Below are 14922 nucleotides of genomic sequence, written 5' to 3' on the forward strand. Positions count from 1 at the left end.
CTCCAGACCCCCGGTCGCATTTCCTTCGTTTTCTCCACCGCACTTCGGTATGACCGTCGACGCCCTGCGTGAACACTTTCCGCACACTGCTCACCAGACGTACGTCAACCACGCGGCCGTGGCCCCGACCAGCCAGCCCGTCCGCGAGGCCATCGACGCGTACGTGGCCGAGCGCCACGGCGCCACGCCAGGAGCGCCCATCGAAAACTTTGAGTCGTTCCAGACCACCATGGTGGAGGCGAAGGAACGAGCGGGAAGGGTCCTGGGAACGGGGGCAGACCGGATTGAACTCGTGCCGAACACGTCCTCGGCCCTCAACATCCTGGCCCGTGGGCTCGACTGGCAGGAGGGGGACCGCATCGCCGTGCCGGACGGCTCGTTCCCGACCAATGTCTATCCGTTCCTGAACCTGAAGGACCAGGGGGTTGCCGTGGATTTCGTTCCGACCGCAGAGGGGGCATACACCGTGGAGGACGTCGAGCGCACCCTCCGCCCCGAGACCCGACTGCTGAGCGTATCCTGGGTGCATTTTCTCTCAGGATTTCGCGCTGACCTGGAGGCCCTCGGGGCATTGTGTGAAGCGCACGACGTGCTCTTCTGCGTCGACGCCATTCAAGGGCTCGGTGCGCTCCAACTCGACGTTGAGGCGGCGGGCATTGACTTTCTAGCCTGTGGGGGACACAAATGGCTGATGGCGACCCAGGGCATCGGGCTGCTCTACTGCGGCACAGAGCTCCAGGAGCAGCTCCAACCGCCGACCGGCTGGCTCCACGGCCCGATCGACTGGGCGCATCTCGACGACTACGAACTGACCTTTCACGACGACGCCCGCCAGTTCCGAACGGGCACCTTCAACAGCATAGGGGTCGCGGCGCTGCATGCATCGCTCGGACTCTACCTGGAGGCCGGCCCGGCGTGGTGTGAGGAGCGGGTGCTTGAACTCTCCACGACCCTGGCCGATGAGTTGCAAACCCGTGGACTGCCGCGCTACGGCACCGATGATCCGGCCCACGCCAGCGGGATCGTGACGGTCGAGCCCGAGGATCCGGAGAGGTTCGCCGAGCATCTGCAAAGCCACAATATCACAGGCGCGCTGCGCAACCGAAAGGTCCGCTTTGCGCCGACCTACTACAACGACACGTCCGACCTCCAGGCAATCTTGGAAGCAGTAGACTGCTTTGCTCGTTGATACCCACAGAGCACTATGATTGAAGCACGCCGTCTGCGACGCACGAGGGGTTGCTCGGTTGGCCTCCTGGCGCTTGCGTGCAGACCATCAGGGTGATCCCTTCTGTCGCTGGCGGCCTCCGGTTCTCTGTGCTTCTCTCCGGGCCGGGATCCCGGCCCCTCCAGATGCCTGCCTCGCTACACGCTGAAATCGACCCTCCCTGACGATGCCGAAGATCCCCGACGCCTTCGACCCCGGCGCGTATGGGGCCGACGTCACCCGTGAGGGCAACGTTGTAGAAGTTGTGGTGCCGGAGACAGAAACGGGGGGCCCCCGCATCGACAAGTATCTCACGCGCTTCTACCCGGAAGCCTCGCGTACCAAGATCCAGCGTGCGATTGGGAAAGGGCACCTCAAGGTGAACGGCGCAGACGTGCAGAAGTCCTACTCCGTCGCGCCGGGCGACGAGATCGTGTTTCGGCTCATCCGCAAGCCGCCGATGCAGGCGGAGCCGGAAGAGATTCCGCTCGATATTCGCTACGAAGACCAAGACCTGCTCGTTGTGAACAAGCCCGCGGGTATGGTGGTGCACCCGGCGCCGGGCCACCGCTCGGGCACGCTCGTCCATGCTCTCCTGCATCATGTGGATGGGACGACGGTGGCCGCAGACGACGACCCGGCCACTGCGGATGACGAAGAGGTAGGGCTCTCTATGACGAACGCCCTGCCCGAGGCGCCCGACCACCCCATCGTGCGGCCTGGCATCGTGCATCGGCTCGACAAGGGTACCTCTGGCCTGCTGGTGGTGGCCAAGCGGGACCGCGCCCATCATCCGCTCGCCGAGCAGTTCAAAGAGCACACGGTCGACCGCCAGTACCGCGCAATCGTATGGGGCCATCTCGATCCGCCGAGTGGCACCATCAGGGGGGCCATCGGCCGCGATCCGAGGAATCGCCAGCGCATGGCTGTGGTCCCCAGGGACGACGGCAAGTGGGCGGTCACGCACTATGAGACTGTCGAGCGTCTCGCTTACACCTCCGTCGTGGTTTTCCAACTGGAGACCGGACGGACCCACCAGATTCGCGTCCACACCAGCAATCGGGAACGCCCCCTCCTCGGCGACCCGAAATATGGGGGGCAGACGGTTCGGTACGGCCCGCAATCCGAGTCGCGGCGGTCGTTCTTCGGGCAAGTGTTCGAGGCGCTTCCGCATCCGGCCCTGCACGCGTCCCGACTCGGGTTTACCCACCCGACCACCGGCGAGGCCCTCCAGTTCGAGGCCGACCCGCCAGCGGTGTGGAAACACGTGATTCGTCGCCTGCGCGCAGAAGAAGGACGCGCCGACCAATGAGGAGAAACCGCCTTGACTCCGCCATGCCGTGTTCCTTCGCGTAAGTTTTAGAGGGGTGACGGGGCGTCCCGGCGGCATTGTCGGGGAGGAGGGACGTTACAAATTCCCCTCGTTTCAGGAGACTGGGATGTAGAAACAAAGGGGTGCCGCCCCAATAAAGACCCTGATATTTGCATCCGCACCCATGTGCCACAAGTGCCGGGGAACCGGCGGAGGGACTCTCTTCCGCACTGTCTTTGAGCATACCGTGCTGAACTGCAACCTCGACTCCGAAGCATTGCTTCGTGGACTGGGGAGTGCCGTCGTGTGGGAGGGATATGCGCTATGAACGGGCATGTCCTCGTCCTGAATCAGGATTACAGTGCACTTACGGTGTGCAGCGTCGAGCGAGCCGTCATCCTCATCCATCTCCAGAAGGTGCACCTCGTGGAGGCGGCGGATGAGCGGTACGTGCGCTCCCCCAGCACGAAGTTGCCCTGGCCGAGCATCGTGCGGCTCAAGGAGTACGCGAACGTCCCGTACAAGCGCGTCATGCTGTCCCGCAAGAATGTGCTGAAGCGGGATCAGAACACCTGCCAGTACTGTGGGACCCAGGGCAACCTGACAATCGACCACGTTGTGCCGAAGTCGCGCGGGGGACGGGACACTTGGGAGAATCTTGTGGCGGCGTGCGTTACCTGCAACAATCGGAAGGGGGACCAAACGCCGGAGGAGGCGGGGATGGAATTGACACGCCAGCCCTTCCGGCCCAGCTATGTCATGTTTCTGCGCGACTTTGCGGGTGAGGTCCACGACACTTGGAAGCCGTATCTCTTCCTGTCCTGACCCCCGACGCAGCACTGCCCCCCGCCGAACTTTTCATCCATAATCTCCGGTATGCACCGATCCGTGGCCGAGCGCGGCCGTAGGATCTCTTTGAACTGAAACCCTCTTCCTGGCGCAGAGGCTCATGGCTCAGACTATCGCACGACTCGCTTGGATTTTGCCCGTCCTCTTTCTGGGACTTGCCATCCACCAGGGCAAGGTGACCTACGATCTGCAAGCCACGAAGACTCAAGGGACCGAGGCCACGGCGGAGGTGCAGACCGTGCACGCCTCGAACCGGACGCAGGTGACCTACGACTACGTAAGCATCCGTGTCCCGATGCCCGACGGCTCCGTGATGACACGAGAGCGGCTGTCGCTTCCCCACGGCATTGTGCCCGCCCTGAAGGGGAGGGAGACCCTGACGGTGCGGGTGGCTCCGGGGGCGAATCGGCCCGTTGTAGTGACGGAGCCCATTAAGTCTACGCCGGTCGTGGACACGCAAATCCGGATTGCAGGCATCAACGCGCTCATGAGTCTTGGGGCGGCGCTACTCTTCGGGCTTGGCGTCTGGTTTTGGAACCGAAGCCTTCGTCGCGAGGGCGATCCGGCCAAGCGGGGCGTGTCCGGGCCCGATCCGGAGCACCCGGCCCGACAGGTTCTCCGGTGACCGTTGGGCGCTACCGCTCGCTCGACGGGGAGCTCCCGGGTCAAACCCCGCAGGACGACGGCTCTCCTCACTGGAAAGAGCGAATTATCGCCCCGTCACGGCGCCGGCGTAGGACTCCACCTCTCCTGGGGTCTTTGGGATTTCTGGTCCGAGCACACGCGCCCCATTCTGGGTGATGAGGACGTCATCCTCGATTCGGATGCCGCCGAAGTCCAGAAAGTACTCGACCGAGTCGTAGTTGATGAACTGCTCGTGGCGGTTCTGCTCCCGCCAGCGATCCACGAGCGAGGGGATAAAGTAGCAGCCGGGTTCCACCGTCACGACGAATCCGGGGTGGAGGGGGCGAGCGAGGCGCAAGGTGTGAAGTCCAAACTGGCTGTCGCGCGTCTGGTCCTTTCCGTAGCCCACGTATTCCTCACCCAGGTTCTCCATGTCGTGCGCATCGAGGCCAAGCATGTGCCCGAGGCCGTGCGGAAAGAAGAGAGCGTGGGCCCCGGCCGCCACCGCCTCCTCAGCGTCTCCCTGCATGAGTCCAATGTCAATCAGTTGGTTGGCGAGTTCCTGTGCAGCGCGCAGGTGCACCTCCCGGAAAGCAACGCCGGGCTCAAGGGCCTCGATTCCGGCCATCTGCGCCGCCCGAACCGCTTCGTAGATGGCGTGCTGTCGGTCGGAGAAGGTCCCCCCGACAGGCGTCACGCGGGTGACATCGCTCGCGTAGTGCCTCGGGGAGGTGGCCCCTGCGTCGAGGAGCAGAAGGTCGCCGCTCTGAAGCGTGTTCGAGTAGGAATGGTTGTGCAGGACCTCCCCCTGGACCGAACAGGTCGGCGGGAAGGAGAGCGAGACATCCTTCGACACGACCGTACCCCGGAGAGCCCCCACGATCTCCCGCTCCACGGTGCCGGGCGTAGCGTGACGCATCGCATGCTTGTGGAGGCGGGCTGTAGTTTCGAGAGCGTCTTCGATCTGGGAGACCTCCGCCTCCGTCTTCCTGGATCGCTGGCGCACCACGGTCCGGATGAGGGGCTCCGACGCCCGAGCGTCCAGGCGATCGTTCCGGAGCCCTAAGAGGTGCTCGAAGCGCCGCCGATGCTCGTCGCGGTAGGGCGGGAGGAAGTGAACCGGGCGTCCATTCCGAGTTGCCGCCGCGAGACGGTCTTCGAGATCGGAAAGAGGGGCGGTTGAAGAGATCCCCGCGGCCTCCGCCGCTTCGGGGAGAGACGTCTGTTCACCCGTCCAAATCACCTCTTCCAGGTCCGTTTCCTCTCCGTAGAGCGTCGAAGTTCCTTCATCGAGATCAGTAATCCCGCACAGGTTCGGCCGGTCAAGACCAAAGTAGTACAAAAATGTGCTATCCTGGTGAAAGGGGTACGGGTTGCTCTCGTAGTTTCTGGGGCAACGCTTATTTCCCAGAAGGAGGACGAGACCCGAGTTGGGGCCCTCCTCCACGAGGTGCTGTCGTCGCGAACGGTACGTAGCGGTTTCGAACATCGGAGAAGTCCTGCTTCAAAGAATCAGGGGTGCGCAGCGTGCACGGGCACGGTGGTGTTCACGGGGGGAGCGATCATGCGCCGCCATCCGAGGCCTCCGCAGAAGAATGTTTGTTCACGAGAAGATCGAGAAGCCCTCGCGCCTCGGAAAGCTGGCGAATCTGAAGGATTGTCTGGTGGGAAGAGTAAGCTCCGTATATGGTTACAATACCGGCCGGGAGACCCCACTGGACGATGCTGGTCCAAGAGGAAAACTCAACCAGCCAGAACCCGACTAGGAGCCCGAAGTAGATGCCAGACACGAGCATCGAAATTAGGGAGTAGCGTGCCTGGGAGAGGCGGTCGTCGATGGCCTCCAGAACGGCCTCGTACCGCCGCTCCTCCAATGCGTCCAGATCAATGACGCCGGAGAGGGAGGTCCGAATCCCCGTGGCCCCGTGGGCACTGAGGCGATTGATCAGTTGAGACTGAATCGTGTCTTCCTGCATGGGGACGTTGGAAGTCGGCGTGACTACGGTTGTGCTCCTCGCGCCTCCGAACATGGACACTGTGCCTGGGGATTACAAGAGGCAACCTATCTTACAGAACGCATTCAGGAGGATCCTGCGTGGACGGTAGAGAAGTTTCAAATTTTGACACGTCCCGATGGCCTCTCACGATCAGTGGAGGTGCCGAGAGGAGACCTCTCAGTCCGAGCTTCCCGCCCGAGGCCTCACTTCCGAATGGCACGGCACGTTGGTAGCGATGGGAAAGCTGGTCGCATGAACGTTCGCTCCAACAGACAGGTTTACGGACTACAGAAAGCACACGCTGATCGTCCCTGATATTTCCGGCTCCTTCGTGGAAACTTGATCGGCCTTCAGAATACTCGTTGCGTTTCGGGTCCTTCGTTCCGTATCATTGCAGCGCTGCGCACTTTCCCGAACACTGCGCTCTTCAAACACTGGCTGACTCCCATCCGGCTATGAGATCCTCCGAGGATTGGACGACCCCCCATAAACTCGCGATTGTCTATATCGCACTGGCGTACGGGACCGACCACGTCCTCAGCGACGAAGAGCTCGAAGCGCTTGAGGAGGCCCTTCGGGAGTGGGAGCCGATGGAGGCCCCCTCTGTTCGGGAAGTCATCATGGAGGCTGCTACCGTCTTCCTCGAAGGGGATGCACAGACCGAGGTTCGCCGGGCCATCCGGGAGCTGGACTCGGAGCTCAGTCCTCAGGAGCGCCGGGAGACGCTGCGACACGTGATCCGCATCGCCGAGGCCGATGGGGTGTTGCTCGAGCGAGAGCAGGGGCTCATCCACACCCTAGCGGACGCCTGGTCGTTGAAGCAGCTCGGCGAAGAGCTCGTCGCGGACACTTCCGCTGTGGTCCAGCGACGGGGGGAGGACTGGGGGCTAATCCACGAACTCGCGTTCCTCTACGTGCTTGCCGCCCACAGCGCCGACGAGGCCCTCGCCTCGGACAAGATTGACGCGATGCTGGACCGGCTCCAGGAGTGGCAGCCCGACCTCTCCTACGAGGAGGTGCGGGCCGTTCTGCGGCGGGCACTGCAGGTGTATGCCGACCAGCCGGACGAATCACTCATCCACGACTCCGTGGAGGCTTTGAAGGAGGCCCTCCCGAGTGTACAGCGGCTCACGATTCTCGACGATCTCCACACCATCATGAGTGCAGACGGCCCGCTGACCCGCAATGAGCGCCAGCTCCTCCTCTCCCTGGCCCAGGCATGGGAGGTGAACGTGCGCTTGAACGGTCAGGGATGAGGACTACGATGATGGAGCGTTGTCGTCGGACGATGAGTCGTCATCGTCGGTGTAGTGGGGAACCTCCTCTCTGCGACCCTTCCAGCGGGCGTCCGGTTCCGAGTCGCTAGTCCCCCCCGCCTCGGAAGGAGGATTGTCCGGAGGGGAACCAGGACTGGGGGACGGGCCGCCAAAGACACCAAACTGAATCTGCATCGACCCCTGCTCGATCCGGCGCTGGAGCCGTCTGATCAGGATGCGTCGGAGGAAGGCCCGTGTGGGAGGAATGAGGCCCAGGAAGCCGAGAACGTCGGTCAGGACGCCGGGGGTGATGAGCAGGGCGCCAGCCACGAGGATGATGACCCCATCCACGAGTTCCGCTCCGGGCAGGTCGCCCGCACGGAGCCGTTCGTTGAGACGACGCCACGCAGAGATCCCCTCTCGACGGGCCAGGTAGCTGCCCGCAATCCCGGTGGCAAAGATGAGCCCTATCGTGGGCAAGAAGCCGATGAGGCGGTCTACCTGGATGAGGAGCCCCAGTTCGATCACGGGCGTAAGCAGGAACAGAAGAAGAAGGCGACCCAGCATAGAATGGTCCCGAAAGTCAAATGGCCCATGGAGTGGAAGAGGGGGCGTCGACTGTCACGCACGGCTGAGTGAAAGCAAATACGCCGAGTGTCCTCCAGTTCCAATGCGTAGAACGCGTCCAACTCGGGGGCCGCAAAGATCGTTGAGACGTAAAATTGCAGGGGCACGGGCCCCCCTTGCCCGTGTTGGGCGAATCCGTAGAAGGGAGGCCCAAGACGCGCTCAATCCCCCGCCGGGCATCGGTCTTGTAGGCTCCGAACAGGGCCTACCGCGCAAGGCAGGGCCTCGGCCGCGGACTTCGATCCAGGCTTACGCTCCGTTCCGCTCCACGAAATACTTCTCCTCGTGGATTGTGTCCTCGGAAAATCCCGCCCGCTCAAGAATGCCCTGCGCTTTCTCGATCATCTGGGGATGCCCACAGGTGTAGGCAGCAGTCTCGTCCGGCGCGAATGAGGCAGCGTCCAGGTACTTCCGCAGAACGTCCTCCACTCGGCCGCACTCCCCTTCCCATTCGGGATCTTCCCATGGGCGGCTCACGGTCGGCACGTAGTCGAGCCAGTCGAACTGCTCGGCAAGGGCATCTAGCTCGTCGAGATACGTGCCCAGTTCCCAGGAGCGGCTGGCTCCGTGAAGAACGAGCATAGGGCGGGGGGTCTCGAGCGCTCCGCGGCGAAGGGCCCGGAGCTGGTCTCGGATGATACTGATGTACGGACCAACGCCGGTAACGGTGGCCATCATCAAATGACAGGTGCGACTCGCGTCGAGCACGAACCGCCCCACGATCTTGTCGCGCATCCAGACATCTGCTCCGCGCTCGAGGTCCCACAGCTTAGGCGTCAGCGACCCCTCCTCGACGCGTTCAATGAAAAATTCGAGCTCCGTGGAGCCGGGGGCGGAGGCCACAGAATACGGGCGCAGAAGGGGACGGTCGTTTCCGTCCACTCGCAGACCAAGGGTGGCGTACTGACCAGGTGTGAAGTCCACGGGTTCGTCGGCCTCAAGCCGGAAGACGGCCAGCTCATCCGAGAAATCAACCCGCTCCATCAGCGTGAGCCGGCTGTACTGAGACGCATCCATCAGGCGCGCAGCAGCTTCGTGAAAAGGGTGTGGCGATTCCCGTCCGGTCTGGATCCCTCCCGGCAAGGGGGCTCAGTGAGCGCCTACGGCCGTGTCTTTTCGGATCCAAATAGGAGATTTTCGTACCGACCGGCACGGCGCGGGTTTTGACGGACTAGCGACGATTTCCCACTCTAACACGGATCCTGCTCCCATGAGGGAAAGACTACTCCCCGTCGAGCAAACGCTCGATGATGTCGACCGAGGACACATCGTCCGCCTCCGCATTGAAGCTGGTGACAATCCGATGGCGGAGGACGGAAACCGCCATGCGGCGAATGTCTTCCTCGACGGGGGTCATGCGTCCCTCCAGGGCCGAAAGGGTCTTGGCGCCGAGAACGAGATACTGGGAGGCCCGGGGGCCCGCGCCGTAGCTCAGATAGTCTTCGACGAATTCAGGAGACGAGTCGGACTCGGGGCGGGTGCGGGACACAAGCTGAACTGCGTACTCGATAACGTTGTCGGCGACTGGAATCTGCCGGACGAAATCCTGGTATTCCTCCAGCTCCTCAGCCGACATCACCGGGGTAACCTCTGCGTGTGGCCCGGCCGTCGTTGTGCGGACCACTTCGACCTCCTGGTCGAACGACGGGTAGTCAAGCCACACGTTCAGCATGAAACGATCGAGCTGGGCTTCCGGCAAGGGGTAGGTCCCCTCCTGCTCGATGGGGTTCTGGGTCGCCAGGACGAAGAAGGGATCGTCGAGCGTGTGGGTCTCCCCCCCCGCAGTCACGTGCTGCTCCTGCATGGCCTCGAGCAGGGCGGCCTGGGTCTTCGGAGGCGTTCGGTTGATTTCGTCGGCAAGGATCACGTTGGCGAAAATGGGTCCCGCTGCAAACTCGAAGTGCCGCCCCCCGTCCATGGTCTCCTGGATAATCTCCGTGCCAGTGATATCGCTCGGCATCAGGTCGGGGGTAAACTGGACGCGGCTAAAGTCCAGGTCCAGAGCTCCGGCCAGGGTCCGCACGAGAAGCGTCTTGGCGAGGCCCGGAACGCCAATTAGGAGGGCGTGCCCGCGGGCCATGAGACACACCACCACCATCTCGATGATGTCTTCCTGGCCGACGATGACCTTGCCGATCTCCTCTCGAAGGCGGTTGTACGCATCGTTCAGCTCATCGAGCGTTTCCGGATCCTGAGTCTCAGACGTAGGAGAAGACATAGCGGCGGTGCATGGTTGGCAAAAACGAAGGACAACCCCCCTCCAGGCCGTCGGTCTAGCGCTAAGGGAGAACAAAGACAGCGAACGGGGACGCTAACGGAGACGCATCGCCGCCAGGTCGCTCTTGGAGACGCGGATGTCCACGTAGATCTCGTTCCGAAGCCGATCGAGCCACTCCCGCATCTTCCGGTTCCGCTTGTCGCGGAGGGCGAATTTGCGGATGCGCATGTAGTCGGTCTCCAGGTTTACCCGGTGGGCTGCAATCCGGCGCTCAAGCCGCACGATGTGGTACGCCTGTTTGCCATTCAGCAGCTTGACCTCCGCCGGTTTGCTAATCTCGCTGGGCTCTAGCTTCCGGATGGTTCTTTTCCAGGAGGGCCCGAGTTGTTTGAGCACGAGATCGGGCGTGCCAGTCTTCGGGTCTGTGACTTGGCCTCCGTTCGACGCTGTGCGCTCCTCCTCGGAATGGCGCCGCGCCATTAGCGCAAAGGAAACGTCCTCGTTGCTGAGCAGGGTATCCCGAACAGCACTCAGGTACTCAATGGCACGCTCTTCGCTGGGAGGCGTTTTGATGAGGATATGGTTGAGATCGAGGGTGTTTCCGCTCTTTGAGTTGACGCGGAGGATATGGTACCCGTTCTGGCTGTCGTTGTAGAAGACCTGCGAGACTTCCCCGACCGGGGTCTGGGTTACGACCGCGGCAAACTCGGGAACCAGGTCATTTACGCTCACGCCGGTGAGCCTTCCCCCCGACTGTGCGGTTCCCGAATCGTCCGAATATTTCCGGGCCATGGACGCAAACGAGGCCTTGTCGCTGACAATCGAGTCGCGAATTGCGGAAATGAGCGACTTCGCCTCTTCCCGCGCCTCCTCTGTGGGCTTCGGATACCGCACGATGTGGGAGAGCCGAACGGTCTTGGGCACGCGCGGCAGCGAGTCTTTCGGGATCTCATCGAACCATTGCTTGACCTCGCTGGGCGTAATCTCGATCTTGCGCTTCCGGCGTTCCCGCAGCCTAGTCGCTAGGAGCTGATCCCGGAGGTCATCCCGGAAACTCTTTTTGATCTCAAGAATGCTCTTCCCATAGATTTTCTCTAGCTTCTTTTCCCCCCCGGCCCGACGCTTCAGTTGTTTGAGTCGGCGGTTGAGCGCGTTTGTCACCTGCTGATCCGAGATCGTAAGCGTCGTGTCCCGACGTGCCTTTTCGGCGAGCAGGTTCCGGTCGACCAACTGTTGGAGGCTCTTCATCCAGAGATCAGATGAGAACGAGACCCCCTGGCGCTGGGTCTGTCGACGGACGAGCTGGTCCACTTCGGATTTCAGGACGATGTTGTCGCCCACCACGGCCACGATCCGGTCTACCATCTGCCGGTCCTGTTGAGCGTGAACGAGAGTGGGGGAGAGGCCCGTTGCCAGAATCAGGGCCCCGAGAACGAGACCGCCGATGGCAGAAGAGACGCGGCTGGAGAAGGCAGGAATGCGGTGCATGCAGGACGGAAAGGTTCAATCAGAGGCGAGTGGATCTCAGCGGGACTGAGATCGAGGAAGCTCTAGGACGCCGTCGGCTCGAGCCTCACTACGGAGGCGTTGAACCTCGCGTGTGTACATCTGTTTCCGAGCGCGAATTCGGAGACGCTGCCGGATTCGGTCTGCGAACCAGCTTAGTTTGGGCTCTGCCCCCTCGGAAAAGCGACGAACGAGTTGCAGGACGTGGTATCGCTGATCTTTCTGAACGATCGCTGCCATCTCTCCCTCGTCGAGCGCCGACAGGGCGTTCTGGGAATACGGGAGCTGTTGGGTCAGCCGCCGCTCCGGCTGAAATCCCCGGGAGATCTGAACCGCTCGGGACGAGTCGGCGGCGTACGTGCGCACAAGACGGGTCCAGAGAGAATCGGGGCGGGCTGTGTTGCTGCGTAGCTTCTGGCGGACGGTCTCGGCCGCTGCGCTACTAGAGGTAGCTAGGTACCGGACGTTCACGTACGGCTCGCGGAGCCGCATCTGGTCTTTGTGCTGCTCGAAATATGTGCGCACGTCTTCCCGAGAGAGCGAAGGGGTTGCCTTCTCCTTGATACGGTTCGTTATCGCCGTGATGAGAAGTGAGCGCCGCTGCCGCTTCAGCTTTTGCTTGATTTCCTCGACGGAGGCGAGGTCGCGGCGCAGAGCCTCGCGATAGAGCAGTGTGTTCGTAACCCACTGGTCGATGGCTTGCTGCCGCGCCTCTGCCGAGTCGGGGATCGGTCCTATGTCGTCGAGCATGCGGCTCAGTTCATCCTGCGTAAGGTAGTGAGACCCCACGCGGGCCACGTAAGAGGAGGGGGGCTGCTTCGACCGACAGCCGACAAGGACCATCGCGAGGCATAGCAGGATCAGGATGGCCCGCAGTCCTCGGGAGGGGTCTTGAAGGAGGGGGACCAGCATGGGGGGAGGAAGGCCTGCGTAGGAGCTACGGCGCGGTGGTCGAGCCGTCGAACGGGGGACGAAGACGTTCCGGGAAGGTCTTCGCATTGTAGCGCTCTCGGAGGCGTCGGAGGACTCGGTCCTCGTAGACCTTCTGATAGTCTTGAATGACGCTACTCCGAGCCTCTTCGTATGTCTTCTGCCGGGGAGAAAGCCGCGTGTCCCGGATCATGAGGAGCGACTCGTTCTTCTTCGAGACGGGTCCCGTCATCTCCCCATCGCGAAGTGAGCGGACCGGCCGGTACACCTCGGGCGACTGGTCGGTGACGAGCGCGGTGTCGACCGAGACCAGCGAGTCCGAGGAAGCCCTCCGCACGGTGGAGGCGAGAGCGTGCGACTCTTGGTACGCCTCCTTATGAGGCTGCAGCAGGGAGTCGGTCGGGGCCCGTAGCACGATTGTTCGGACTCGCTCAGGGAAGCGGTACTGGTCTTTGTTCTCCTGATAGGTTGCCCGCAGCCCCGCCGTGTCCTGTGTGGCCGCCGTCCAGACCGAGTCTTGCATGTACCGGAAAAGGAGCACGCCCTCCCGGTATTCTCGCATCTGCGCAGCGAGCGACGAGTCCCGCTGGGCGAAGCGAGTGGCGGCGTACTGGAGGGCCTTTTCGTTCAGGAATGCCTCGATGAGCCCGCCCACGGTCGTCTGAGCGCCTCCGTCCATCTGGGTCAGATGACGAGCCATCTGACCCAGCGTGTAGGTGGAGTCTCCGAGCGTGGAGACGGCGGGGAGCGACCGGGATGCCTGATCGCGAAGGGCCAGAAGTGGGCGGGCAAGTGAGTCGACGGACGCGATGCCTGAGACGTCCAGGATGCGGGTCGTGTCCACCGTCACGCCGTGCTTGTCCCGAATCTCGTGGGCCAGGGCTGTCTTGCGCCGCTCCACGCGAGGCCGCCCGGAAATCTGCTTCTTCAGCTCGTCATACGTCTTCTCGAACGACTGGCGCTCATCCCGGCCGGTGAGCTTAATCAGATGGAGGCCGAGACGGGTTTCCACGACCCCCGAGATAGCGCCCGCAGTGTCGAGGGAGGCCACAGCCTGCCGGAAGCTCTCCGGGAGCGCCCGAGGATTCACCGCGCCGAGATTGCCTCCCTTCCGAGCAGAGCGGGGATCCTCGGAATGCGCTTTGGCTGCCTGGGAGAACGTCGTGCTACCGGTCAAAATCGCTGTGCGGAGCGAGTCGAGGAACTGGTGAGCAGCAGCAGAATCGCCCTTCGCTCGGCGGAGGATGTGGGAGATCTGAACTGGCGGTTCGGCGGGGCGACGGTCGTGCACCTTGATGATGTGATAGCCGTACTTCGTGCGAAAGATGTCGCTCACTTGGCCGGGATCGAGGGCGTACATCCGCTTCTCGAAGGGCTCTACGAGCTGGCCCGCCCGAACGTAGCCCAGACGCCCCCGGTATCCGCGGCGCCCCTTCTTCCGAGCCGATGGGGCGTCGGAGTTCCGGTAGGCGAGCTTGGAAAACGGAACGCCCCGGTCGAGGGAGTCGGCGATCTTCTGGAGGGTCCGGCGGGCCGCGAGGGTGTCCTGCTTGGAGGACGGACGAATCAGGATGTGGCTCACGTCAACCTCCTTCTTGCGACGCTCGTACAGGGTGCGGGCCACAGGTTCGTACACCTCCTGCCGCAGGAGCCGAGGCCGAGCGACCTTCTGGCGATAATTCCGGATGTCCTTCTGAACGCTCGAGAGCGTGTCCAGGCGGGCGTCCCGGGCGGCGCGCACTTTCAGTCGGAAATTCAGGTACTGGTCGAGGAACGTTCGGTACGCACTGAGAGAGGTATCGGGGGCCTTTGCCTGTCCTCCTACCGACGCAGCATACGCAGAATCCAACTCGGCCTGCGTGATCGTAGTGTTGGCGTACCGGGCGACCACCGTGCTCGACGACGAGCGTGCGTCGGGGCCCGAATCTTGGGTCTTCTGAGTTCCCCCACAGGCGACGCACACGCCGACAAGCAGGACGAGACCAATAGGCGTTCGAAACGACATCATGGAAACGACGAGAATTCTTGAAAGGAGCGGCCGCGCTCGCTGCTGAGGACCTGGAATTGACTTACAGGCTACCCCATACTACTGGACCGAGATTCTGGATTGCAACTCGCAACCTAGTACTGCACCAGGGTTTGACATGAGTAAGACGACTCCCGCAGGACAGGGATAGGACGGCTTCGTAACGAGCCGGGCCTGCCAATTGTGGCCCCAGCTTCGCGAAGCCGCCGGAAAAATCAGATTCTCTGAGGAACTGGGGTGGGGAGGGAGGCTACAACCTGTAGCTGCCGGGCTGCGGGCCGTCCAGGGCGCTTCCGCGTTCCCGTCCGGCGATTGAGCTTCCCCGGGTCCCGTTTCGCGTTGTATTTCGGAATCTGCCTCGTCGCACACC

General features: G+C 62.6%; 13 protein-coding genes. 5 read left to right on the forward strand and 8 right to left on the reverse strand.

The genetic code is table 11. The annotated features are described in order from the left end of the window. The first annotated feature begins 49 nt into the window (after window positions 1-49). The 4 genes from ABEL04_RS01600 (at window position 50) to ABEL04_RS01615 (ending at window position 3993) form a co-directional block, all read left to right on the forward strand. Window positions 50-1189, forward strand: a complete 1140-nt coding sequence (locus ABEL04_RS01600) for an aminotransferase class V-fold PLP-dependent enzyme (RefSeq protein WP_375800624.1) — start codon at window positions 50-52, stop codon at window positions 1187-1189. 205 nt (window positions 1190-1394) lie between these two features. Continuing rightward, window positions 1395-2519, forward strand: a complete 1125-nt coding sequence (locus ABEL04_RS01605; protein WP_375800625.1) for an RluA family pseudouridine synthase — start codon at window positions 1395-1397, stop codon at window positions 2517-2519. Between the two features lie 324 nt (window positions 2520-2843). Continuing rightward, entirely contained in the window at window positions 2844-3344 is a 501-nt protein-coding gene (locus tag ABEL04_RS01610; RefSeq protein ID WP_375800626.1) for an HNH endonuclease, read from the forward strand. Window positions 3345-3501: 157 nt separating this feature from the next. After that, window positions 3502-3993, forward strand: a complete 492-nt coding sequence (locus tag ABEL04_RS01615; RefSeq protein ID WP_375800627.1) for a hypothetical protein — start codon at window positions 3502-3504, stop codon at window positions 3991-3993. A gap of 84 nt (window positions 3994-4077) precedes the next feature. On the opposite strand, the gene ABEL04_RS01620 is transcribed toward ABEL04_RS01615, so the two are convergent. Continuing rightward, complete coding sequence (locus ABEL04_RS01620; protein WP_375800628.1) at window positions 4078-5481, reverse strand: aminopeptidase P family protein; 1404 nt, start codon at window positions 5479-5481, stop codon at window positions 4078-4080. A 73-nt stretch (window positions 5482-5554) separates the two neighbouring features. Further along, the gene (locus tag ABEL04_RS01625; protein ID WP_375800629.1) at window positions 5555-5968 is read right to left on the reverse strand and encodes a hypothetical protein; all 414 of its coding nucleotides are present in this window, start codon (window positions 5966-5968) and stop codon (window positions 5555-5557) included. A gap of 476 nt (window positions 5969-6444) precedes the next feature. Here ABEL04_RS01625 and ABEL04_RS01630 point away from each other — a divergent pair, with 476 nt between their 5' ends. After that, the gene (locus tag ABEL04_RS01630; RefSeq protein ID WP_375800630.1) at window positions 6445-7245 is read left to right on the forward strand and encodes a TerB family tellurite resistance protein; all 801 of its coding nucleotides are present in this window, start codon (window positions 6445-6447) and stop codon (window positions 7243-7245) included. A 3-nt stretch (window positions 7246-7248) separates the two neighbouring features. Here ABEL04_RS01630 and ABEL04_RS01635 read toward each other — a convergent pair whose 3' ends face one another. The 6 genes from ABEL04_RS01635 to ABEL04_RS01660 all read right to left on the reverse strand — a co-directional run bounded on the left by ABEL04_RS01635 (window position 7249) and on the right by ABEL04_RS01660 (window position 14534). Next, the gene (locus ABEL04_RS01635) at window positions 7249-7812 is read right to left on the reverse strand and encodes an FxsA family protein (protein ID WP_375800631.1); all 564 of its coding nucleotides are present in this window, start codon (window positions 7810-7812) and stop codon (window positions 7249-7251) included. 309 nt (window positions 7813-8121) lie between these two features. Then, window positions 8122-8889 (reverse strand): ferredoxin--NADP reductase, encoded by a 768-nt coding sequence (locus ABEL04_RS01640; protein ID WP_375800632.1) that lies wholly within the window; start codon window positions 8887-8889, stop codon window positions 8122-8124. Between the two features lie 205 nt (window positions 8890-9094). Continuing rightward, window positions 9095-10090: an AAA family ATPase gene (locus ABEL04_RS01645; RefSeq protein ID WP_375800633.1), complete on the reverse strand. Its 996-nt coding sequence runs from the start codon at window positions 10088-10090 to the stop codon at window positions 9095-9097. 93 nt (window positions 10091-10183) lie between these two features. Next, window positions 10184-11578, reverse strand: coding sequence for a peptidylprolyl isomerase (locus ABEL04_RS01650; RefSeq protein WP_375800634.1), 1395 nt, complete (start codon window positions 11576-11578; stop codon window positions 10184-10186). A gap of 36 nt (window positions 11579-11614) precedes the next feature. Continuing rightward, the gene (locus ABEL04_RS01655; protein WP_375800635.1) at window positions 11615-12508 is read right to left on the reverse strand and encodes a peptidylprolyl isomerase; all 894 of its coding nucleotides are present in this window, start codon (window positions 12506-12508) and stop codon (window positions 11615-11617) included. Between the two features lie 25 nt (window positions 12509-12533). Continuing rightward, the gene (locus ABEL04_RS01660; protein ID WP_375800636.1) at window positions 12534-14534 is read right to left on the reverse strand and encodes a peptidylprolyl isomerase; all 2001 of its coding nucleotides are present in this window, start codon (window positions 14532-14534) and stop codon (window positions 12534-12536) included. Window positions 14535-14922 lie beyond the last annotated feature (388 nt).

Source organism: Salinibacter sp. (assembly GCF_042218895.1).
GTDB lineage: Bacteria > Bacteroidota > Rhodothermia > Rhodothermales > Salinibacteraceae > Salinibacter.

Coding starts and splice junctions, on each gene's coding strand:
- ABEL04_RS01600 (WP_375800624.1), top strand. CDS start 50: ATGACCGTCGACGCCCTGCGTGAACACTTTCCGCACACTGCTCACCAG.
- ABEL04_RS01605 (WP_375800625.1), top strand. CDS start 1,395: ATGCCGAAGATCCCCGACGCCTTCGACCCCGGCGCGTATGGGGCCGAC.
- ABEL04_RS01610 (WP_375800626.1), top strand. CDS start 2,844: ATGAACGGGCATGTCCTCGTCCTGAATCAGGATTACAGTGCACTTACG.
- ABEL04_RS01620 (WP_375800628.1), bottom strand. CDS start 5,481: ATGTTCGAAACCGCTACGTACCGTTCGCGACGACAGCACCTCGTGGAG.
- ABEL04_RS01625 (WP_375800629.1), bottom strand. CDS start 5,968: ATGCAGGAAGACACGATTCAGTCTCAACTGATCAATCGCCTCAGTGCC.
- ABEL04_RS01630 (WP_375800630.1), top strand. CDS start 6,445: ATGAGATCCTCCGAGGATTGGACGACCCCCCATAAACTCGCGATTGTC.
- ABEL04_RS01635 (WP_375800631.1), bottom strand. CDS start 7,812: ATGCTGGGTCGCCTTCTTCTTCTGTTCCTGCTTACGCCCGTGATCGAA.
- ABEL04_RS01640 (WP_375800632.1), bottom strand. CDS start 8,889: ATGGATGCGTCTCAGTACAGCCGGCTCACGCTGATGGAGCGGGTTGAT.
- ABEL04_RS01645 (WP_375800633.1), bottom strand. CDS start 10,090: ATGTCTTCTCCTACGTCTGAGACTCAGGATCCGGAAACGCTCGATGAG.
- ABEL04_RS01650 (WP_375800634.1), bottom strand. CDS start 11,578: ATGCACCGCATTCCTGCCTTCTCCAGCCGCGTCTCTTCTGCCATCGGC.
- ABEL04_RS01655 (WP_375800635.1), bottom strand. CDS start 12,508: ATGCTGGTCCCCCTCCTTCAAGACCCCTCCCGAGGACTGCGGGCCATC.
- ABEL04_RS01660 (WP_375800636.1), bottom strand. CDS start 14,534: ATGATGTCGTTTCGAACGCCTATTGGTCTCGTCCTGCTTGTCGGCGTG.